The 20,484-nt window shown below is 66.4% G+C and carries 18 protein-coding genes and 1 other RNA gene; 15 read left to right on the top strand and 4 right to left on the bottom strand.

The window, feature by feature from the left end:
* Positions 1-59: 59 nt before the first annotated feature.
* From CKO27_RS02280 to CKO27_RS02265, 4 genes are read right to left on the bottom strand one after another with little or no spacing between them, the layout of a single operon-like run.
* The gene (locus CKO27_RS02280; RefSeq protein WP_200373246.1) at positions 60-1,484 is read right to left on the bottom strand and encodes an FAD-binding oxidoreductase; all 1,425 of its coding nucleotides are present in this window, start codon (positions 1,482-1,484) and stop codon (positions 60-62) included.
* Entirely contained in the window at positions 1,477-2,088 is a 612-nt protein-coding gene (locus CKO27_RS02275) for a BON domain-containing protein (RefSeq protein WP_200373245.1), read from the bottom strand. The genes CKO27_RS02280 and CKO27_RS02275 overlap by 8 nt, the downstream gene beginning before the upstream one ends.
* Positions 2,063-2,449 carry a YraN family protein gene (locus CKO27_RS02270; RefSeq protein ID WP_200373244.1) on the bottom strand — a complete coding sequence of 129 codons (387 nt, stop codon included), beginning with the start codon at positions 2,447-2,449 and terminating at the stop codon, positions 2,063-2,065. Before CKO27_RS02270 ends, CKO27_RS02275 begins: the two co-directional genes overlap by 26 nt.
* 20 nt (positions 2,450-2,469) lie before the next feature.
* Complete coding sequence (locus tag CKO27_RS02265; protein ID WP_200373243.1) at positions 2,470-4,314, bottom strand: penicillin-binding protein activator; 1,845 nt, start codon at positions 4,312-4,314, stop codon at positions 2,470-2,472.
* A 37-nt stretch (positions 4,315-4,351) separates the two neighbouring features.
* On the opposite strand from CKO27_RS02265, the gene rsmI reads away from it, so the two are divergent.
* The 15 genes from rsmI to CKO27_RS02190 all read left to right on the top strand — a co-directional run bounded on the left by rsmI (position 4,352) and on the right by CKO27_RS02190 (position 20,483).
* A complete protein-coding gene (rsmI, locus tag CKO27_RS02260; protein WP_200373267.1) occupies positions 4,352-5,257 on the top strand; it encodes a 16S rRNA (cytidine(1402)-2'-O)-methyltransferase in 906 nt (301 codons plus the stop codon).
* Positions 5,258-5,282: 25 nt separating this feature from the next.
* Positions 5,283-5,652: RNase P RNA component class A (gene rnpB, locus CKO27_RS02255), an RNA gene on the top strand.
* Between the two features lie 302 nt (positions 5,653-5,954).
* Positions 5,955-6,410, top strand: coding sequence for a division/cell wall cluster transcriptional repressor MraZ (gene mraZ / locus CKO27_RS02250; protein WP_200373242.1), 456 nt, complete (start codon positions 5,955-5,957; stop codon positions 6,408-6,410).
* 48 nt (positions 6,411-6,458) lie between these two features.
* On the top strand, positions 6,459-7,382 hold the full coding sequence (gene rsmH / locus CKO27_RS02245) for a 16S rRNA (cytosine(1402)-N(4))-methyltransferase RsmH (protein ID WP_200373241.1): 924 nt from the start codon (positions 6,459-6,461) through the stop codon (positions 7,380-7,382).
* Complete coding sequence (gene ftsL, locus CKO27_RS02240; protein ID WP_200373240.1) at positions 7,379-7,669, top strand: cell division protein FtsL; 291 nt, start codon at positions 7,379-7,381, stop codon at positions 7,667-7,669. Before rsmH ends, ftsL begins: the two co-directional genes overlap by 4 nt.
* The gene (locus CKO27_RS02235) at positions 7,656-9,428 is read left to right on the top strand and encodes a peptidoglycan D,D-transpeptidase FtsI family protein (protein WP_200373239.1); all 1,773 of its coding nucleotides are present in this window, start codon (positions 7,656-7,658) and stop codon (positions 9,426-9,428) included. Before ftsL ends, CKO27_RS02235 begins: the two co-directional genes overlap by 14 nt.
* A complete protein-coding gene (locus CKO27_RS02230) occupies positions 9,425-10,975 on the top strand; it encodes a Mur ligase family protein (RefSeq protein WP_200373238.1) in 1,551 nt (516 codons plus the stop codon). The genes CKO27_RS02235 and CKO27_RS02230 overlap by 4 nt, the downstream gene beginning before the upstream one ends.
* Positions 10,975-12,333, top strand: coding sequence for a UDP-N-acetylmuramoyl-tripeptide--D-alanyl-D-alanine ligase (locus tag CKO27_RS02225; protein WP_200373237.1), 1,359 nt, complete (start codon positions 10,975-10,977; stop codon positions 12,331-12,333). The genes CKO27_RS02230 and CKO27_RS02225 overlap by 1 nt, the downstream gene beginning before the upstream one ends.
* Entirely contained in the window at positions 12,333-13,415 is a 1,083-nt protein-coding gene (mraY, locus tag CKO27_RS02220; RefSeq protein WP_200373236.1) for a phospho-N-acetylmuramoyl-pentapeptide-transferase, read from the top strand. Before CKO27_RS02225 ends, mraY begins: the two co-directional genes overlap by 1 nt.
* Before the next feature lie 5 nt (positions 13,416-13,420).
* Positions 13,421-14,797 carry a UDP-N-acetylmuramoyl-L-alanine--D-glutamate ligase gene (gene murD, locus CKO27_RS02215; RefSeq protein ID WP_200373235.1) on the top strand — a complete coding sequence of 459 codons (1,377 nt, stop codon included), beginning with the start codon at positions 13,421-13,423 and terminating at the stop codon, positions 14,795-14,797.
* Positions 14,794-15,996: a putative lipid II flippase FtsW gene (gene ftsW, locus CKO27_RS02210; protein WP_200373234.1), complete on the top strand. Its 1,203-nt coding sequence runs from the start codon at positions 14,794-14,796 to the stop codon at positions 15,994-15,996. The genes murD and ftsW overlap by 4 nt, the downstream gene beginning before the upstream one ends.
* Entirely contained in the window at positions 15,981-17,117 is a 1,137-nt protein-coding gene (murG, locus tag CKO27_RS02205; protein WP_200373233.1) for an undecaprenyldiphospho-muramoylpentapeptide beta-N-acetylglucosaminyltransferase, read from the top strand. Before ftsW ends, murG begins: the two co-directional genes overlap by 16 nt.
* Positions 17,114-18,541, top strand: a complete 1,428-nt coding sequence (murC, locus tag CKO27_RS02200; protein ID WP_200373232.1) for a UDP-N-acetylmuramate--L-alanine ligase — start codon at positions 17,114-17,116, stop codon at positions 18,539-18,541. Before murG ends, murC begins: the two co-directional genes overlap by 4 nt.
* A gap of 113 nt (positions 18,542-18,654) precedes the next feature.
* Positions 18,655-19,560, top strand: a complete 906-nt coding sequence (gene murB / locus CKO27_RS02195; RefSeq protein ID WP_200373231.1) for a UDP-N-acetylmuramate dehydrogenase — start codon at positions 18,655-18,657, stop codon at positions 19,558-19,560.
* Positions 19,557-20,483, top strand: coding sequence for a D-alanine--D-alanine ligase (locus CKO27_RS02190; protein ID WP_200373230.1), 927 nt, complete (start codon positions 19,557-19,559; stop codon positions 20,481-20,483). Before murB ends, CKO27_RS02190 begins: the two co-directional genes overlap by 4 nt.
* Position 20,484 lies beyond the last annotated feature (1 nt).

Raw genomic sequence — 20,484 nt, 5'->3', positions numbered from 1 at the left:
TCCTGTCTATGACCGGGCGGATCAGGGGCGCAAGGTTTCCTGGAAATTTTCAATCCTGTCTATTTCACGAGCCCCCGGTCGGGTTTTGCAAGAAAACCTTCCAGTGGTAGCGACTTGCCTGGATTGAGGATGCCGGCCGGGTCGAAGTGCGCCTTGATTCCGCGCATGAGCCCGAGCGCGACCGGATCCAGTTCGCGATCCACGAAATCCCGCTTTTCGAGTCCGACGCCATGCTCCCCGGAGAGCGTGCCCTCCAGACGCAACACCAGTGCGAAGACCGCGTCCAGGCATTCGGCGGCGCGGGCCACCTCATCGCTATCCTCTGGGTCGATCAGCAGATTGACATGGATGTTGCCGTTGCCGGCATGGCCAAAATTGACGATCCGGATACCGGTCGCGCGCGAGAGCCGTTCCAGTTCCTCGATGAATTCGCCCATGCGCGAGACCGGAACCACGACGTCCTCGTTGATCTTTTTCGGTGCGATGTGGCGCAGCGCGGGCGAAAGGGCCTTGCGTGTCTTCCAGAGCGCCGCGACTTCCGCCGCCGTTTCGGCGAGCCGCAGCTCGAGCGGCCCCGCGATTCGAGCCGCTTCCGCCACCGCCTGCTGTGCCTCGTGGATACAGGCCGCCGGGCCGTCCACCTCGATCATCAAGAGTGCTCCGGCGCCTTGCGGGAGGTCGATCTCCGAGTAGCGGCTGACCATGGCGATCGCGGACGCATCCATGAATTCCAGCGCGCAGGGGGTGACGGGCTGGGCCATGATGGACGAGACCGCGCGGGCGGCGGCGTGGATATCGGCATAGGTCGCGCGCAGTGTGCGTTTGGCCTCGGGCAGAGGGGTAAGCTTGAGCGTGGCTTCGGTGATGAGGGCCAGGGTGCCTTCGGAGCCGATGATCAGCCGCGTCAGATCGTAGCCGACGACCCCCTTGGTGGTCAGCACGCCGGCGCGAAAGACCTCGCCGGTGCCGCTCACGGCGCGCAGCCCCAGGGTGTTGTCGCGCGGTGTTCCGTATTTGACGGCACGCGGGCCAGCCGAGTTGTAGGCGAGGTTACCGCCGATGGTACAGGTCGCCGCGCTGGTGGGGTCGGGAGGCCAGAAGAAACCGGCGGAGGCGACGGCCTTCTGCAGCTTGGCATTGATCACGCCTGGCTGAACCACGGCCAGGCGGTCTCCGGGCGCGACGCGCAGGATCCGGTCCATGCGCTCGAAGGACAGGACCAGGCCGCCGTGATCGGGCACCGTGGCCCCGGTGGTCCCGGTCCCCAGGCCGCGCGCCGTGAGCGGCAGACCGGCCTTGGCGCAGAGCCCGACGAGTGCCGCGACCTGCTCCTCGCGCGTGGCGAAGAGGACCGCCCGCGGCAGGGCGTGCCGGCGGCTGTTGTCGTACCCGTAGGGCCAGCAGTCGGCCGGGTCCGTCAGGAGGCCGCCGTCACCCGCGATGCGCGCGAGGTCGGCGCGTAGGCCCGGAGTGAGTTCAGGCATCGGACACCGAGTATTCAAAGAGCTTGATTACCTGCCGGACGCCTGGGACATAGCGGATGCGTTCGGCGGCGGCCTCCGCTTCACTGGGACTCACCAGTCCCATGAGATAGACCACGCCATTCTCGGTGACGACCTTGACCCGCGTTGGATTGAAGTCGGGGAGATCGATGCTGGTCAGTTCAAGCTTGGCGCGCGAGGTGATGAGGGCGTCGTCGGAGGTTCGCGCCATCCCGACACTGGCGCCGATGCCGATTTCATCGATGACCCGCGTCACCTTGGGGATGCGGCTGACTAGGTCGCCGGCGCGCTGGGCGATGGCTTCGGAGTCCGCCTGTCCGGTGAGCAGGGCGCTGTGGTTGTAGCTGGTGACCGCGATGCGCGCACGGTCCCGAATGTCCGGATCCTGACTCAGGGCTTGCATGGCGGCGAGTTCGATCCGCTGATCGTCAAGAACCACCTGATAATGGCGTCGGTCATAGACCGCCGAGGCGCCGGCGACGGCACCGCCGACGATCAAGGGCGCGCAGCCCGTCACGGCGAGGCCGAGCGAGACGATGAGACTGGCGAGCGCGCCTCGTCTAGGAAGAGTCGAGTATGAAGGCATGCTTGATCCACTGGATTTCATCCCGGCCGCTGATGGCGATGACATCGAAGCGGCAGGGCCGTTGACTGGGATGGGTCTGGAGGTAGTGGCGCGCCGCCGCGATCAGACGTTTCTGCTTGCGCGCGTCCACGGTTTCCGCGGGCGTACCGAACCGACCGGAGCTTCGATAGCGGACCTCGACGAACACTAGCACCGCCTCGTCGAGCATGACGAGGTCGATTTCGCCAAACCGACAGCGATGGTTGCGCGCCAGAAGCTTCAGCTTGCGGCTGGTCAGGAAGGTCTCGGCGAGACGTTCCTTGTCGTCGCCGATCGCTCGTGAATCGGCCCCTGTCCGGTCGTCGCGCGCGTCGCTATTCATCCCTGATCGACCCTGTTGGCCTAATTCGGTTCCGCGTCGGACGCCTTCCCCGAGGCTTCCGCCGGACGTGGTCCAGTCTCGGTGAAGCGGCCGAGTTCGAGCCGGCGGGTGATGCGTCCGAGCGAATCGACCGCGAGCCCTCCGGTCTGTCCCGGATGGTAGGCGCCGGGATTCCTGGCCAGCTCCGTCAGTCGCGGCGTCAGCCGATAGGCGTCGATTCCCATGGCGTAAAGCCGGGCCAGCGGGCCGGCCGCGCTGGAGGTCTGGCCCATGACGGCACGGCGCGAGAGCGGGCCATTCGCCCCGGCGTCGAGCATCCATGGAATGTCGACGAAGTAGAGACCGACCAGGGGCTTGTCGCGTGTCGCGTCGAAGCGGCCCGAATAGACATGCGAGGTGGAGATGACCATCAGTGGCTTGGTGGTCGCGGCTCGGATTTGGGGGTGGATCTCGCGGGCCATGTCGTCGGTCGCGACCAGGAAGAGCATGTCCGCGTCCTTTCCGCCGATGAGTTTGCTCAAGGTTTTGCCATGGTTCGACCCGGCTGGATTGAAACTCGCCTGTCCGGCCAGGGTTCCGCCCTGGTTTCGCCATTGGGCTTGGAAGGCGTTCGCGAGGCGCTGACCCCAAGCGTTCTCGGGATAGAGGACGAGCGCGGTTTTGGCTCCCAGGCCCGCGCCCTTGCTGGCCGCTTCGGCGGCTTCGTTCTCGGGCGAGAGTGAAAACTGGAAGAGATTTTCCGCGCGCCGATCGGAACGGGTCGCCTCGTTCAGGGCCAGGGTAGGTACTGAAAGGGCCTTGGCGGATGTGAGCGCATCGACGGCCGGCTTTTCCAGTGGACCGATTACATACCTGGCGCCCTGTTTCGTGGCGGCGGCATGCAGGGCGCGGACTCGACCGGCGTTGGTGCTGTCGGCGAAGTCCAGGACTGGCTGTTTCTCGCCCCGGTCCGCGCGCCTGGCGGCCTCGATCCCGTCGCGAACGGCCTTGGCGGCGGCGGCGAAGCGGCCACCGCTGGGTAGCATGACGGTCACTCGATCGCCGGCCGCGTACCCGCCCGAAAGGGTCTCGGCATAGGCGCGTCCCAGTTCGGGGAGCGCCGGATGCGCCGGATGTTTCTGATGCCATTCACGATAGCTGGACTCCATTCGACTGGGGTCGGCTCCGCTGTGCCGCGCGAGCAGGGCGATATCGGCCCAGCCCTTCATTGGGCCTCGGCCCTGGCTGGTGAGTTTCCGCAACTCGGCGCCGTCCAGGGCGCTCAGGGTCGAGACCAGGGAAACCTGGTTGAACAGTCGCTCGTCCTTCACCAGAAGGCGGTCGATTTCGCTCAGTGCCTCGGCCGCGGCGACCGGTTGGTTGTCGAGTCGCAGGGCCGAGGCCAGGGCGCCGAGCCGTCTGGTCTTGAGGTCGTTCGGCAAGCCTTGAGTCCGCATGCGCTCCAGGTCGGCGATGGCGTCCTTGGGGCGTCCCAGGGTCAAGGACAACTCCGCCCTGGTCAACTGGAACAGCTCGCGCTGGCCGGCCGTGAGTTCCGTTTGGGTGATCGCGTCGAGCGTCGCGCGCGCCTCGGTGGTTTGGCCGCCGGCGAGGTAGGCCCGTGCAGCCTTGATCCGCAATTGCGCCTTGGCCGGCGGCTCCGCCTTGGCGGCCAGGTCGAGATAGATTTTCGCGGCGTCCCCTGGCTGACCCTGGGTCTCCAGGATCAAGGCGCGATTCAACTCGGCGGTTGGAATGGGGGCGAGGATGCTGGTTTCTTCCTGGATCGGACTCACGGCGCAGCCCGACAGGGTCAACGCAAGGAACAGGGGTGCCAGAAACCACGGGGAAGAAAAAGAGGGACGTGCGACGCAATTCTTGGGCATGATTCCGTTCCATTGAAAAAGGCTGTCGGGGCGGATGATGCAGCAACAAGCTGGGGTACTATACGTGGTCGCAACTCCGATCGGCAATCTCGGGGATCTGACCGACCGCGCGCGTAAGGTTCTGTCCGAGGTCGACTTGATCGCCGCGGAGGACACCCGAGAGACCCGGAAGCTGCTCGGTCATTTCGGGATCTCCGGGGCCTTGATCGCTTATCACGAACACAATGAAACCGCCGTGACGCCGCGCTTGCTGGACGCCCTGGAGGAGGGTCGGAACCTCGCCCTGGTCTCCGACGCCGGCACGCCCCTGATCAGCGATCCCGGTTATACCCTGGTCGCCGCCGCTCGCTCGCGCGGCCTGACGGTCACGCCCGTTCCCGGGGCCAGCGCCGCGATCTGCGCCCTGTCCGCCTCCGGTCTGCCGAGCGACCGTTTTCTCTTCCTCGGCTTTCCTCCCAGAGGGCAGGCTCGGCGTCTGGCTTGGTTCGAGGCCGTCGCCCGCGAGCCTGGAACCCTGATCATCCACGAAAGCGGGAAGCGGGTATTGGCGACGCTCCAAGACATCGAATCGGTCCTGGGTGGCTCCCGGCGCCTGGTCATCGCGCGCGAGCTGACCAAGCGCTTCGAGACCTTCCTCACGGGGCGGGCCGAGGAACTGATGCGTCGCCTGGAATCGGACGAGCAGCAACGTCTCGGCGAGATGGTGGTCCTGGTGGAAGGCTGCCCCGACGGGGATGGCGATGCGCGGCAGGAGGAATGCGCGCGGGTCCTGCGCGTACTGGGCGAGTCGTTGCCGCTGAGTCAGGCTGCCGCCCTGGCCGCGCGCCTGACGGGCGGCAAGAAGAACGCCCTCTATCAGTTAGGGCTCGACCTGGGCTTGGGGAGCGAGTCGGATCGACACCCGTCGGGGACTCGCCCCGGTGGACCGCGCGACAGCGGATGATACTCTCTGGTACCATGCCGGCCAAGGAGTTGGCCAGGCAGCCGCTCTTTCCGCTCGCGGAAAGGGAGGAAAGTCCGGGCTCCATCGGGCAGGGTGCCAGGTAACGCCTGGGGGACGCGAGTCCACGGAAAGTGCCACAGAAAAGATACCGCCGCTCCGTGCTCGGCTCGGTCGGTAAGGGTGAAAAGGTGCGGTAAGAGCGCACCGCGCTGGTGGCAACATCAGTGGCAGGGTAAACCCCACCCGGAGCAAGACCAAATAGGGGAACAGGCAGTCTCGACTGCGACGCGCGGCCCGCGCGTGTTCCCGGGTAGGTCGCTTGAGGCAGGCGGTGACGCCTGTCCTAGATGAATGGCTGTCCTTGACAGAACCCGGCTTATCGGCCGACTCCTTACCCCCAATCATTCCCCGCGTCTTCCTTCCCGGGGCTCCCTTGGAGCTCCATCGAAGCCTCTGTAAGTTGCAGCGCATTTCTGACTTCATTTGTTAGCTCACGTGTTCATTATGCTGAATACTAGGCGTTTTTCCGACGTCTGAGCCGTTGTTCATCTTCGGCCTGTAAGTTGCTGACTCTCAAGAATAAAGCCCAAGGGTTTCTTGACGTTGATCCAGTCCCTCTCTAACATGAGGATGGAGTGGGGAAGAGTGGGGAATCCGGGGGCGTTTCGCCGAAAGCGGGCTTGCGAGAGGTGCGCTGGTGTTTCGGGGGGTTTCCATCGTCAACCTGGATGCCAAGGGACGTCTCGCGATTCCGTCCAGACACCGCGAGCGCTTGCAGGAGACGTGCGATTCCCATCTGGTCGTGACGGTGGATCGGGATCGCTGCCTGCTCCTCTATCCAGAGCCCGAATGGGAAATCATCGAACGAAAGTTCGCCGCGCTCCCCGCGCTCGATCCCACCGCGCGCTCCCTGCAACGGCTCTACGTTGGCAATGCACAAGAAGTGGATATCGATGCCCAGGGTCGGATCCTGTTGCCGCACTATCTGCGTGAATTCGCCTCCCTCGATAAACGTGCCGCGTTCGTTGGCCAGGGCATCAAATTCGAGATTTGGGACGAACAGGCGTGGCACGCTCGAAACGAGGCGGCCTTGAACGACGTGGCGATCGGTGATCTGGCCTTGGCGGCGGGTCTTGGCGCCTTGACGCTTTGAGGCTCCCGCCCGCCGTTGCATGACGATGATGACCAAGAGAACAACTGTTTGCCGCACAAGCCTGTATTACTGGAGGAAAGCGTGTCCGCCTTGCTGGTGCAACCGGATGGGATCTATATCGACGGAACCTTCGGTCGAGGTGGGCACAGCCGCGCCATCCTTGAGCGACTGGGTTCGGCCGGGCGTCTGCTCGGGTTCGATCGGGATCCGGATGCCGTTTCGGCCGGGCGGTCCCTGGCCGCGTCCGACGCTCGCTTCTCGGTCCACCGGGGATCCTTCGCCGACATGGGGTCGGTTCTCTCGGAGGCCGGTCTGCTTGGCCGGCTGAATGGTCTGCTTCTGGATCTCGGCGTCTCCTCGCCTCAGTTGGATACGCCGGAGCGTGGATTCAGCTTCGGGGCCGATGGTCCGCTCGATATGCGCATGGACCCGGACGCCGGTGAATCCGCCGCGCAATGGCTCGCGCGCGCCGGCCAGTCCGAAATCGCCGCCGTTCTGAGCGAGTTCGGCGAGGAGCGCTTCGCCAGGCGGATCGCCAGATCGATCGTCGAGACCCGCGGCGAGGCGCCGATCCGCTCCACCGCCCAGCTTGCCGAACTGGTCGCTCGTGCCGTACCCAAGCGCGAGCCCGGCAAGCATCCGGCCACCCGAACCTTCCAGGCGCTGCGCATCCAGGTCAATGGCGAGTTGGACGAACTGCGTCGCTGTCTCGATCAGGTCTGCGACGCCTTGTCGACCGGCGGTCGACTGGTGGTGATCAGCTTCCACTCGCTGGAGGATCGGATCGTCAAACGCTTCATTCGCAAGGAGACCAAGGGGTTCGATTTCCCGAAGGGCGTTCCGGTGAGGGCGATGGAAAACCATGGGCGTCTGCGAGCGATCGGCAAACCGGCGCGCCCGTCGGCCGAGGAGGAGGCGCTCAACCCAAGATCCCGGAGCGCGATCATGCGCGTGGCGGAGCGGTTGCCATGATACGCCGTCATCTGGTCACTATCGCCGGGCTCTCGTTCGCCATCATCCTGACGTCGATCGGGGTCATCCATACCAAATACATGACACGCATTCATTTCGCGCAACTGCAGGATCTGAGAGCCAAGCGCGACGCCAGCGACGTGGAGTGGAACCGCCTGCGGCTCGAGGAGGCCGCGCTTTCCACCCATGGGCGCGTCGAGCGCAAGGCGCGGCACGAGCTTGGAATGTTCCCCCCGAGGGTCGGCGACGTACTCCTGATCGAGGATACTGGTCATGGTCATCCGTAATCGTCGCGCTCGACGGGTCTCGACTCGCCGGAGCAAACCCAACCTGCCGCTGCGTCGCCGGCTCTTGGTGGGCGCGCTGTCCCTGGCGTTCGTCGCCCTGTCGGGTGGCGTCTTTTACCGTCAGGTCATTCAGACCGAATTCCTGCAGAAGGAAGGCGCGGCGCGTTATCTGCGCGATGGTGTCATCGCGGCCCGGCGCGGCATGATCCTTGACCGCAACGGCGAGCCGCTCGCGGTCAGCACGCCCGTGGAAACCGTCTGGGCGGAGCCGCGCAAGCTGGTCAACCAGTTGGAGGCGATTCCATCGCTGGCGACCGCCCTGGGGATGGATGGCGGTCAATTGCGCGAGAAGATCGAGGCCAACCGTGACAAGGGTTTCATCTATCTCAAGCGCCGCATCAGCCTCGAGGAGTCGAACGCGGCGCGCGAGGTGATCGCGCGACACAAGATCGAGGGCGTCGATTTCGACACCGAGTACCGCCGATTCTATCCAGGAGCGGAGGTCTTCGCGCATGTCATCGGGTTCACGGACATCGAGGATCACGGCCAGGAAGGGATCGAACTCGCTCGCGACGACGTTCTCAAGGCCGAGCCAGGACTGCATCGCGTCATTCGCGATGGACGCAAGCGGATCGTTCAGGAGGTCGAACAGATCCGGGCTCCGCGTCCGGGAAGCGATCTCGTCCTGAGTCTGGATCGGCGGCTGCAATATCTGGCGTATCGGGAGCTCAAGGCCGCCGTGACGCAGCACAAGGCCAAGGGTGGCACCGTCGTGGTGCTGGATGTGGCCACGGGCGAGGTGCTGGCGATGGTCAATCAGCCGGGCTTCAACCCGAACATCGACCGCAGTGGTGGCATCGACCGCCGTCGCAACCGCGCCCTGACGGACGTCATGGAGCCCGGATCGACACTGAAACCCCTGGTCGTCGCGGCGGCCCTGGAAAAGCGTCTGGTGTCGCCCACGACGCGGATCGCGACCGGACCCGGCACCTATAACGTCGGCAAGAACGTCGTGCGCGACGTGCACAACTACGGAACCCTGGACGTCACCGGCATCATTACCAAGTCCAGTAATGTCGGGTCCGTGAAGATCGCCCAGATGATGAGCTATGCCGACCTCTGGAGTCTCTACGATCGACTGGGCTTTGGTCATGCCACGGGTGTTGGCTTCCCGGGGGAAAGCCGGGGTAATTTCCGGCACCATTCGACTTGGCGGCCCTTCGAGTACGCGACCCAGGCCTTCGGTTATGGTCTTTCCGTGACATCGCTCCAGTTGGCTCAGGCCTATTCCGTCCTGGCCGCGGATGGAGTGAAGCGGCCCGTGACCCTGTTCAAGCGCGATCCCTCCGCCGTTGGCTCCAGGGCCGAGGAGGTCCGTATCCTGAGCGCAGACACCGCGCGCAAGGTCAGGGCCATGATGGAGACGGTGGTGTCCGAGAAGGGCACGGCCAAGCTAGCCGCCATTCCTGGTTACGGAGTCGGGGGCAAGACGGGAACGGCCAAGAAATCCGCGGGCAAGGCGGGCTATGGCGGAGGCCGCTATCAGTCGGTTTTCGCGGGCTTCGTTCCGGCGGGCCAGCCGCGTCTGGTCATGGTCGTGATGATCGATGAGCCGGGTGGCGCGTCCTACTATGGCGGCACGGTTGCCGCTCCTGTCTTTCAGAAGGTGATGGAGGGTGCCTTGCGCCTCTTCAACGTCCCGCCGGACGAACTCGCGCCCGCCATGCTGCTCGCCCATCACCGAGACGCGGCACCATGATGGCCCTCGCGAACGCCGGCCCTGCCTGGCGCCTCGGGGATCTCCTCGGGGGGCTGGTCGACCTGGAGCCTCGGCGCCCACCGCTCGAGGATCGCCGGATCTCGAGCCTGACGCTCGATAGCCGGACGCTGGCCCCGGGGGCCTTGTTCATGGCCCGCCAGGGCTCTCGGGTCCATGGCCTGGCCTTCGCCGAGGAGGTCAAGCGGTGTGGCGCGACCGCGATCCTCGCCGAGATCGGCGAATCCTGGTCGCGCACCGACATCGAATATCTGAACGACCGGCTTGGTCTGCCGGTCATCCCTGTCGACGGTCTGGGCGATCGGTTGAGCGCGATCGCCGACCGCTTCCATGGGGTGCCAAGCGCACGTCTGGAGGTGCTTGGCGTCGCCGGTGCGCCTGGCAAGGCCACCCTCGGTCATTTGCTGGCCCAGGCCCTCGACACCGAGCAGGCGAGCGCGCTGGTGGGGCGACTCGGCATTGGTTTTCCCGATGATCTTCACGCCTGGCCCGAAGCCGAACAGGATCCGCTGAGGCTCCAGTGGACGCTGGACGATCTGGCGGGTCGAGGGGCTAAATCCGTGATCCTGGAACTGCGCTCGGATCCGGCGACCCGGTCGCGGGTGGCGGCAGTGCGTTTCAGTCACCTCGTCCTCGCGAACGTCACGGGGGGCGATCCGTCGGCCCTGACCGCGGTGGTTCGGGATCTCGCGCTCCTGCCGGATTCGGGTCGCGTCGTGTCGAGTCTGGACGATCCGGATTCCGGGGCGATTCTCGCGGCCTTGCCGCCGACTGTTTCCGCGACCGTCCACAGCGCCCGCCCCGACGCGCGAAAACCGGCTCGATGCGATTTCCTGCTGCGCGCCACGGCCATCGAAACGCTCCCGCTGGGTCTGCGGCTGAACCTCGAGTGCGTCGGTGAGGACGACATCGAGCAGGCCAGTGTCGATGTCGGTCTGATCGGCCGCTCCAGTGCCTCCAACCTGCTGGCCGTTCTGGCGGTTCTGCGCTCGCGTGGCGCGTCGCTCGAGCGCGCGGCGCGCGTGCTTTCGCGGCTTCGCGGGGCGCCAGGTCGGATGGAGTGTTTCGGGGGCGAGGGAGCGCCGTTGGTGGTGGTCGACTCGGCACGAACGCCGGAGGCCGTCGAAAGGGCGCTGACGGATCTGCGTCTCCATGCCCGCCGCCGACTGTTCTGCGTGTTGGGCTGTGGTGGCCGGGAGGATGTCGGCCGGCGCCCACGCCTGGGCGCCATCGCGGAGCGGCTGTGCGACGGGCTTATCCTGACGGACGACAACCCGCGCGGCGAGCCTGGGGAGGCCATCATCGCGGATATTCTCGCCGGGGTCGCGGCTCCCGAGGCCGTCCGGGTCGAGCGCCAGCGCGGCCTGGCGATCCGGCTGGCGATCGCGCTCGCTGGAACGGGCGATGCCGTGTTGGTCGCCGGCAAGGGCCACGAAACACTACAGGACATGGGTGATCTCAAGGTCCATTTCAGCGACCGCGCGCAGGTTGTCGAGGCACTGCGCGAATGGCAGGAGGGTCACCACTGATGTGGACCCTGGCCGAAGCCGTCGAGCGCGCCGGCGGAACCTTGATTGGACCCGACACGGCCTTCGAGTCCGTCGGGACGGATTCACGCGCCGATTGTTCGGGGCAGCTCTTCATCGCCCTGCGAGGGGATAATTTCGACGGGCATGCCTACGTGGCGGCGGCGCGCGCGGCCGGCGCGGTCGCGGCGGTGGTGGATCATCCCCTGCCACTCGATCTGCCCCAATGGGTTGTCGACGATACCCGCCTCGCCCTTGGGCGGCTGGCCGCCGCCTGGCGCGATCGTATCCCCGGCCGCCTGATCGCCATCACGGGCAGCAACGGCAAGACGACCGTCAAGGAGATGATCGCGGCCATCTTGGCGCAAGTCGGCCGGGTCCGCGCCACCCAAGGCAATCTGAACAATGACATCGGGATGCCCCTGACCCTGCTGCGCGCCCGTGACGAGGACTTCCTGGTGCTGGAGATGGGGGCCAATCATCCCGGTGAGATCGGCTACATGACCGACCTCGCCCGCCCGGAGGTGGCGCTCATCACCAATGCCGGTCGGGCGCATCTGGAGGGATTCGGCAGTGTCGAGGGGGTCGCGCGCGCCAAGGGCGAGATCGCCCGCGGTCTTCCGGCCGGCGGTGTCTTCGTCACGAGCGGCGATTCGCCTCATGCCGGGCTCTGGGATGCGCTGGCCGAGGGCCGGCAGCGGCTGACCTTCGCCCTCGATGGACCCGCCGATGTGACCTCCGAGGCGGCCTCGATTCGGGTGAGCTGGGACGAGGATGGCTTTCGCACCGAATTCACGGCCCGACTCGGCGCGATCGAGATGCCGCTGACCCTGCGGCTCGCCGGCCATCACAACGTCCGTAATGCCCTCGCGGCCGCGGCGGGCGCGATGGCGATGGGGGTCGAGGCGACGGCCATCCGTGACGGCCTGGCCTCCCTGCGGCCGGTCAAGGGTCGTCTCTGTCCGCGTCACTGCCGGGGCGTCGGCCTCATCGACGATACCTACAACGCGAACCCGGATTCCATCGCCGCCGCCATCGAGGTGCTGGCCGGACTCGCGGGGCGGCGCTGGCTGGTGCTGGGCGACCTGGGCGAGTTGGGGCCGGAGGCGCCGCGCTTGCACGAAGAGATCGGCGCGCGCGCTCGGGCCACGGGCCTGGACCGCCTAGCGACGGTCGGAACCCTGAGCGCCGGCGCCAGTCGTGCCTTCGGCGCGGGCGCGGCGCATTTTCCCGATCAGGCGTCGCTGGTCGCCAGTCTCCTCGCCGAACTGGGTGCGCGCGATCGGGTCTTGGTGAAGGGCTCACGTCTGGCCCGGATGGAAGTTGTTGTCGAGGCGCTGTGCGCCGAGGTGAAATCCTAATGCTGTTGTTCTTGACCGATTGGCTTGCCGAGCACCATAGCGGCTTCGCTGTCTTCCGCTATCTGACGCTGCGCGCGATTCTTGGCGTCCTCACCGCTCTGGCGATCTCTTTGCTGGTCGGCCGTCCCATGATTCAGCGGTTGCGCGCCTACAAGATCGGCCAGACCGTGCGCGACGATGGTCCCCAAAGCCACCTCTCCAAGTCCGGCACGCCGACCATGGGTGGCGCGCTCATCCTGGTGGCGGTGGCCGTCGCCACCCTCCTCTGGGCGGATCTGACCAATCGCTATGTCTGGATCGTGTTGCTGACCACCCTGGCCTTCGGCGCCATCGGCATGGTGGATGACTACAAGAAGCTGGTGATGCGCGACCCGCGCGGACTGATCGCGCGCTGGAAATATTTCTGGCAGACCCTCGCGGGCTTCGCGGCGGCCTTCGCCCTCTATGCGACCGCCAACTCACCGGCGGAGACGGCCCTGCTGATTCCCTATGCCAAGAGCCTGGCCATCCAGCTCGGCCCCTGGTTCATTCTATTGACCTATTTCGTGATCGTCGGTGCCAGCAATGCCGTCAACCTGACCGACGGACTCGACGGCCTGGCGATCATGCCGACCGTGCTGGTCGCCGGTGCCCTGGCGATCTTCGTCTATGCCTCCGGGCATGCCCAGATCGCCAACTATCTGCTGATCCCTCACATTCCGGAGGTCGGCGAGCTGGTGATCTTCTGTGCCGCGCTGGTCGGGGCCGGACTCGGATTTCTCTGGTTCAACGCCTACCCGGCCATGGTCTTCATGGGTGATGTCGGCGCCTTGGCGCTGGGGGCCGCGCTGGGCGTGGTCGCGGTCGCCGCGCGTCAGGAATTGGTGCTGTTCATCATGGGCGGCGTCTTCGTGATGGAAACCGTCTCGGTCATGTTGCAGGTCATGTCCTTCAAGCTGACGGGCAAGCGCATCTTCCGCATGGCGCCGCTGCATCACCATTTCGAACTCAAGGGCTGGCCGGAGCCGCGCGTCATCGTCCGTTTCTGGATCCTGACCGTGGTCCTGGTGCTGATCGGTCTCGCGAGCCTGAAGATCCGGTGAGCGCCATGAGCCACTCCCACTCGGTTGCGATCGATCGGGCCAAGATACCCGACTCCAAGACCCTGATTGTCGGTTTGGGCAAGACCGGTTTGTCCTGCGCGCGTTACCTGAGGTCGCGAGGCGCGCGGGTCGCGGTCACCGATAGCCGCGCGCGTCCTCCGGGGTTGGAGGCGCTTCAGGCCGAGATGCCCGAGATCGCGGTGTTTCTCGGCGGTTTCGAGCCGGATGTCTTCGCCGCCGCCTCCGAGCTGGTGGTCAGCCCCGGCGTGCCCATCTCCGAACCGCTGATCCAGCAGGCGATGGCGCGCGGCGTCCCCGCGATCGGCGATGTGGAACTTTTCGCGCGCGATCGGCAAGCCCCGCTGTGCGCCATCACGGGCTCGAACGGCAAGAGCACGGTGACGACACTGGTCGGGCTAATGGCCCGGCTGGCCGGACGTCAGGCCGCGGTTGGCGGCAATCTGGGCGAGCCGGTGCTGGATCTGATCAAGGCGTCGGTCGATCTCTACGTGGTCGAACTCTCCAGCTTCCAGTTGGAGACCACGCCGAGCCTGCGCGCCGAGGTGGCCGTGGTGCTCAATGTCTCGGCGGACCATCTCGACCGCTATCCGAGCCTGGCGGCTTATGCCGAAACCAAGGCACGGGTCTACCAGGGGGCGCGGATCGTGGTGATCAATCGCGACGATCCCGTGGTCGCGGCGATGCCCCGCGTCGGTGCGCGCGAGATCGGCTTCACCCTGAACGCGCCGGAGGCCGAGGATTTCGGGCCGCGCTCGATCGACGGACAGGTTTGGATCTGCCGGGGGCTTGAACCCATCCTGCCGGCCTCGGAGGTGGCGATCCCAGGTCGGCACAATCTGGCCAATGCCCTGGCGGCCCTGGCCTTGGCGAGCGCCTGCGAGATCCCCTTGACGCCCGCGTGCGAGGCGCTGCGCGGTTTTCCGGGATTGCCCCATCGCAGCGAACTGGTCGTCGAGCGTGGCGGGGTGCGCTGGTATGACGATTCCAAGGGCACCAATCCGGGGGCGACGGTCGCGGCCCTCGAGGGGCTCGCGCCCGAGGGCGTGCCCGGTCGCATCGTGCTGATCGCGGGGGGCGAGGGCAAGGGCGCGGATTTCGCGCCCTTGCGTCCGGCCGTGGCGAGGGCCGCTCGGGGTCTGGTGCTGATCGGGCGGGATGCCGCGCGGATCGAGGCCGTTTTGCAGGGAGCCGTGCCCATGGTCCATGCCGGAGACTTGGCCGAGGCGGTCCGGCTGGCCGCCGAATTGGCGCGCCCCGGCGACTGCGTGCTCCTGTCACCGGCCTGCGCGAGCTTCGACATGTTCGATAACTATGAACATCGCGGCCGGGTCTTCGCCGACGCCGTGCGGAGGCTGCCATGACGACGGCCGCGGTGCGTTCCAAACGGGTTGGCTCGCGTCGGCGCGAGCGCCTGATCCAACCCATGGATTACGCCTTGTTCTTCTGCGCGTTCGGGCTGCTGGCCTTTGGTTTCGTGATGGTCACGTCCGCTTCCATGTCGATCGCCGAGACCTGCTGTCGGGATCCCTTCTTTTACACCATGCGCCACGGACTGGCCCTGGGCCTCGCCCTGACGGCCGGACTCCTGACTTTCCGCGTGCCGACCGAGTGGTGGGAGCGTTACGGCACCTGGCTGTTCCTGCTTAGCGTCCTGGTGCTGATTTTGGTGCTGATTCCTGGGATTGGGCGCACGGTCAATGGCGCGACCCGCTGGATCCCGCTTGGCCCGCTGAATCTGCAACCCTCCGAGTTCGTCAAGCTGTTCGCGGTCATCTATGTAGCCGGCTATCTGGTACGCCATGCCGACAAGGTCGCGAATCAGATTTCCGGCTTCGTTCGGCCGATGCTCCTGATCGGGATCGCGGCCGCCCTGATTCTCATGCAGCCGGACTTCGGAACCACGGCGGTCATGCTGGCGACCGTGATGGGACTGCTGTTCCTGGGCGGCGCCAGCCTCATGCCATTCGTTCTCCTGCTCGGGGTCGTCGCCGCCGGACTGGTGGCCCTGGTCATCCTGTCTCCCTACCGCCTGGCACGGGTCGTCTCCTTTCTTAATCCCTGGGAGGATCCCTTCAACTCCGGCTACCAACTGAGTCAGGCGTTGATCGCCTTCGGGCGTGGCGAATGGTTTGGCGTGGGCCTGGGCAACGGGATTCAGAAGCAGTATTTCCTGCCCGAGGCGCACACCGACTTTCTGGCCTCGGTGATCGGCGAGGAACTGGGCCTGGTCGGCATGCTGGTTCTGATCTCGGCCTTCGCCTTCCTGAGCTGGCGCGCCATTTCCATCGGGGCGCGGGCGGAGGCGCTGAAGCGTCCCTTCGAGGCCTATGTGGCCCAGGGGATCGGGATCTGGATCGGCCTTCAGGCGTTCGTCAACATCGGTGTCAACGTCGGCATTCTCCCGACGAAAGGACTGACCCTGCCGTTCCTGAGCTATGGCAGCAACAGCCTGATCGTCGGCTGCATGGCGGTCGCCGTGCTGCTGCGCATCGACATCCTGGTGCGTCAACTGGAGTCCGAGACCGGACCCAAGCGGGGGTTGCGATGGGTCCGAGCCTAGGTGTCATGGCCGGTGGGACCGGCGGTCATGTGTTTCCCGCCCTGGCGGTCGCGGAGCATCTGCGCGAGCAGGGCGCGCGGGTCTTCTGGATCGGCACGCGCCAGGGTATGGAGTCGCGGCTGGTGCCCGAGCATGGCTTCGAGATGGAGTGGATCCGTATCGAGGGACTGCGCGGCAAGGGCGTCGGCCCGGTGCTCAAGGCTCCGTTTCGTCTGGCGGGCGCGCTCTGGCAGGCCGGGGGGATCCTGCGCCGTCGCCGGCCGGCGCTGGTGCTCGGCATGGGTGGTTTTGCCTCTGGTCCGGGTGGTCTGGCGGCGCGTGCCCTAGGCGTGCCACTGTTGATTCATGAGCAGAACTTCGTGCCCGGCCTGACCAATCAATGGCTGGCGCGCATCGCTAACCAGGTGTTCGAGGCCTTTCCAGGGAGTTTCCCGGTTGGGCGCGGAGCGGTCGCGACCGGGAACCCGGTGCGTCGCGAAATCCTGGATATCCCCGAGCCTCGCGAGCGTTTCTCCAGTCGGACTGGCGTTCCCCGTCTCCTGGTCCTCGGTGGCTCACTGGGCGCCCAAGCCCTGAACGAGACCGTGCCGCGTGCCTTGGCGGCCATGCCGTCCGCCGGTCGGCCCCTGGTTCGGCATCAGGCTGGAGAGCGCACCATCGACACCGCCAGGGCGGCTTATCGTCAGGCGGGCGTCGAGGCCGATGTCGTGCCCTTCATCAAGGACATGGCCGAGGCTTACGCCTGGGCCGATCTGGTGGTCTGTCGCTCCGGGGCGCTGACGGTGTCCGAATTGGCCGCGGCCGGCGTCGGCTCGATCCTGGTGCCCTATCCCTTCGCCGTGGACGACCATCAGGTCGGCAACGCCCGTTATCTGTCCGATGTCGGCGCGGCCCGTCTGGTCATTCAGCGCGACCTGACGAGTGCTGGCCTGATGGACTCGCTGACCGAACTCCTCGCCGATCGGACGCGCTTGCTGGCGATGGCCGAGGCGGCGCGAGGCCGGGCGCGGCCCGAGGCCGCCGCCCGGATCGCCGCCGTCTGTCTGCAACTGGCCGCCGGAGGGGCTGGCCGCCCGGCGTCGCTGGGCGATCAAACCACCAAGGGAGTCGCGCGTCCATGAGCGCCCATCGTCAGCACACCGCCGCGCGCATGGGGCGCGTGCGTCGCCTGCACTTCATCGGCATCGGCGGCGCCGGCATGAGCGGTATCGCCGAGCTGATGGCCAATCTGGGCTATGAGGTGGCAGGGTCGGACCAGCGCGAAAGCGCGGTGACACGCCGGCTTGTCGGGCTCGGGGTCGAGGTCTTCATCGGGCACCGCGCCGAGCAGGTGACCGACGCCGATGCCGTGGTGGTGTCCACCGCCATCGACGAGACCAATCCGGAGATCCAGCAGGCGCGCGCCTCGCGCATCCCGATCGTGCGGCGCGCCGAGATGCTGGCCGAGCTGATGCGTTTCTATTACGGCGTCGCGGTGGCCGGAACCCATGGCAAGACGACCACGACCAGTCTGGTGGCGAGCATCCTCGCCGAGGGCGGGCTGGATCCGACCTTCGTCATCGGTGGTCAGCTCAACAGCGCCGGGGCCAACGCCAAGCTGGGCACCACCAAGTATCTGGTGGCCGAGGCCGACGAGAGCGACGCCTCCTTTCTCTATCTTCAGCCGATGGTGTCGATCGTCACCAACATCGACGCCGATCACATGCGTACCTACGGGAACGATTTCAATCGGTTGCGCGAGACCTTCATGGAATTCCTGCATCACCTGCCGTTCTACGGGCTGGCGGTGCTCTGCATCGACGATGACGAGGTCCGCGCGCTGGCGCCCACGGTGCCGCGCCCGATCCGGACCTATGGAACCCGTCCGGAGGCGGATGTCCGGGCGACGGATCTGCGTCAGGAGGGCATGCGGACCTCCTTTCTCGTGCATGGCGCCGAACTGGATCGTCCGCTCCCGGTCACGCTCAATCTGCCGGGCCGGCATAACGTCCTCAATGCCCTGGCCGCGATCAGCGTGGCCCTGGAACTGGGGGTCGACGAAGAGGCCATCGTCCGGGCGCTGTCTGACTTCCAGGGCGTGGGGCGGCGCTTCGTGGCCAGGGAGATCCGGGATCCCCAGGGCCGGCGGTTGCTGGTGGTGGACGATTACGGACACCATCCGCGCGAGCTGGCGGCGACCCTGGAGGCCGCGCGTGCCGGCTGGCCGGGGCGGCGCCTAGTCCTGGTTTTCCAGCCGCATCGCTACAGCCGAACCCAGGAACAGTTCGAGGATTTCGTCGAGGTGCTGTCGACCCCGGACGCCCTGGTGCTCTGCGAGGTCTACCCGGCGGGCGAGACGCCCATCACCGGCGCCGACGGGCGCGCGCTGAGTCGGGCCATCCGCACGCGCGGCACGCTCGACCCGGTCTTCGCGCAGGGGCTCGACGCGGTCCCTGGTCTGCTCGCCAATCTGATCCGCGACGGCGACATCCTGCTGGTCTGCGGGGCGGGCGATATCGGTGGTCTGGCGGCGCGTCTGCCAGGCCTGATCGAGCAAGGGCTGTGACGACCGACCGGGAAAGACCGGATGCGGCCATCGCGCCTCAAGCGCCTCGCGATGGAGCGGAGCGCCTTGAGCGCGCCGGCCCAGGCCGCCTGTCCGGCGATGTTCGGTATCCAATGTCCGTCGAGTCTTTGACGACGGCGCCTTTGCGAGGTGATCTGCTCACCGACGAACCGCTCGCTCGCTACACGAGTTGGCGGGTTGGCGGTCCCGCGCGACGCTTCTATCGACCGGCCGATGTCGAGGATCTGGTCGCCTTTATGCGTCGGTTGGATCCGGAGGAGCCGCTGCTCTGGCTGGGTCTTGGGAGCAACCTCCTGATCGGAGACGAGGGATTCGATGGGACCGTGATCCTGACCCAGGGTGGGCTGACCGCCCTGGAGCGTCGGGGCGAGACCCGGATCCATGCCGAGGCCGGCGTTTCCTGCGCCAAGCTGGCGCGTTTCGCCGCTCGGCACGATCTGGTCGGAGTCGAGTTCCTGGCGGGAATTCCAGGCACGATGGGCGGCGCCCTGGCGATGAACGCGGGAGCCTGGGGGGGGGAGACTTGGGCGTGCGTCCAACGTGTCTGGACCCTTGATCGCGCCGGCCGGATCCGCGAGCGCGAGGCGGGGAATTACGTGCCCGCGTATCGTCAGGTCAAGGGTCCGCCGGGCGAATGGTTCCTCGCCGCCGAGTGGGAACTACCCCATGGCGACGGGCAGGCGGGCCTGGCCCGGATTCGCGCCCTGCTCGATCGCCGCGCGGCGACTCAGCCCGTCGGGCTTCCGAGCTGTGGCTCGGTGTTCCGCAATCCGCCGGGGGATCATGCCGCGCGCCTCATCGAGTCCCTGGGGCTCAAGGGATTGCGCATCGGCGGGGCCCAGGTCTCGGAGAAGCACGCGAATTTCATCATCAACAGTGGTGACGCGACCGCGACCGATATCGCGAGCCTCATCAACCATGTACAAGAGGCGGTCGAGCGTCGCACGGGTATTCGACTGGTGCCCGAGGTGCGACGCGTCGCCGGAGAGAGACCATGACAATCGAGACGGATCGCTCGTCAACCAAGTTTGGCAAGGTCGCGCTGCTCATGGGCGGGCGCGCGGCGGAACGCGAAATTTCGCTCAAGAGCGGTCGCGCGGTACATGAGGCGCTCCAGCGTCTTGGGGTCGATGTGGACCCACTGGATCCGGACGAGGCCATCCTGGAACGTCTGCGCGCGGGCGGCTATGACCGGGCCTTCATCATCCTGCACGGTCGGGGTGGCGAGGATGGGCTGATCCAGGGCGCGCTGGAGACCATCGGGATGCCCTACACCGGTTCCGGTGTACTGGGTTCGGCGCTCGGCATGGACAAATACCGCTGCAAGCTAGCCTGGGCGGGCTGTGGGCTTCCAACCGCGGACTTCGTGCTGCTGCGCGAGGCGGCGGATCTACCGGCGGCGGCCGCGCTCGGTTTCCCCCTGATGATCAAGCCGGTTCACGAAGGTTCCAGCATCGGGATGGCGCGCGTGGAGTCGGAGGAGGCCCTCGAGCGCGCCTGGCGCGCGGCCGCCGAGTTCGATGCGCTGGTCCTCGCCGAGCGCTGGATCCAGGGAACCGAACTCACCTGCGCCATTCTGGGTCGAGAGGCGCTGCCAATGATTCGGCTGGAAACCCCGCATGCCTTTTATGACTACGAGGCCAAGTATCAGGCCAACAGCACCCGTTACCACTGTCCGAGCGGTCTCGACGCGGCGGTCGAGGCGAATCTCCGCGAGCTGTCGCTGAGGGCCTTCGACGTGGTCGGCGCCAGCGGCTGGGGTCGGGTGGACATGATGCTGGACGGGGAAGGACGGCCTTTCCTCCTGGAGATCAACACGGTTCCAGGCATGACCGATCATAGCCTGGTGCCCATGGCGGCACGGGTCGCCGGCATCGATTTCGATGACCTAGTCTGGCGCATCCTCGAGACGAGCACCTGAC

The sequence above is a fragment of the Thiocystis violacea genome (assembly GCF_016583575.1).
GTDB lineage: Bacteria > Pseudomonadota > Gammaproteobacteria > Chromatiales > Chromatiaceae > Thiocystis > Thiocystis violacea.
The sequence above is the reverse complement of the archived record's forward strand: the minus strand, read 5'-3'. Positions and strand labels throughout refer to the sequence as shown.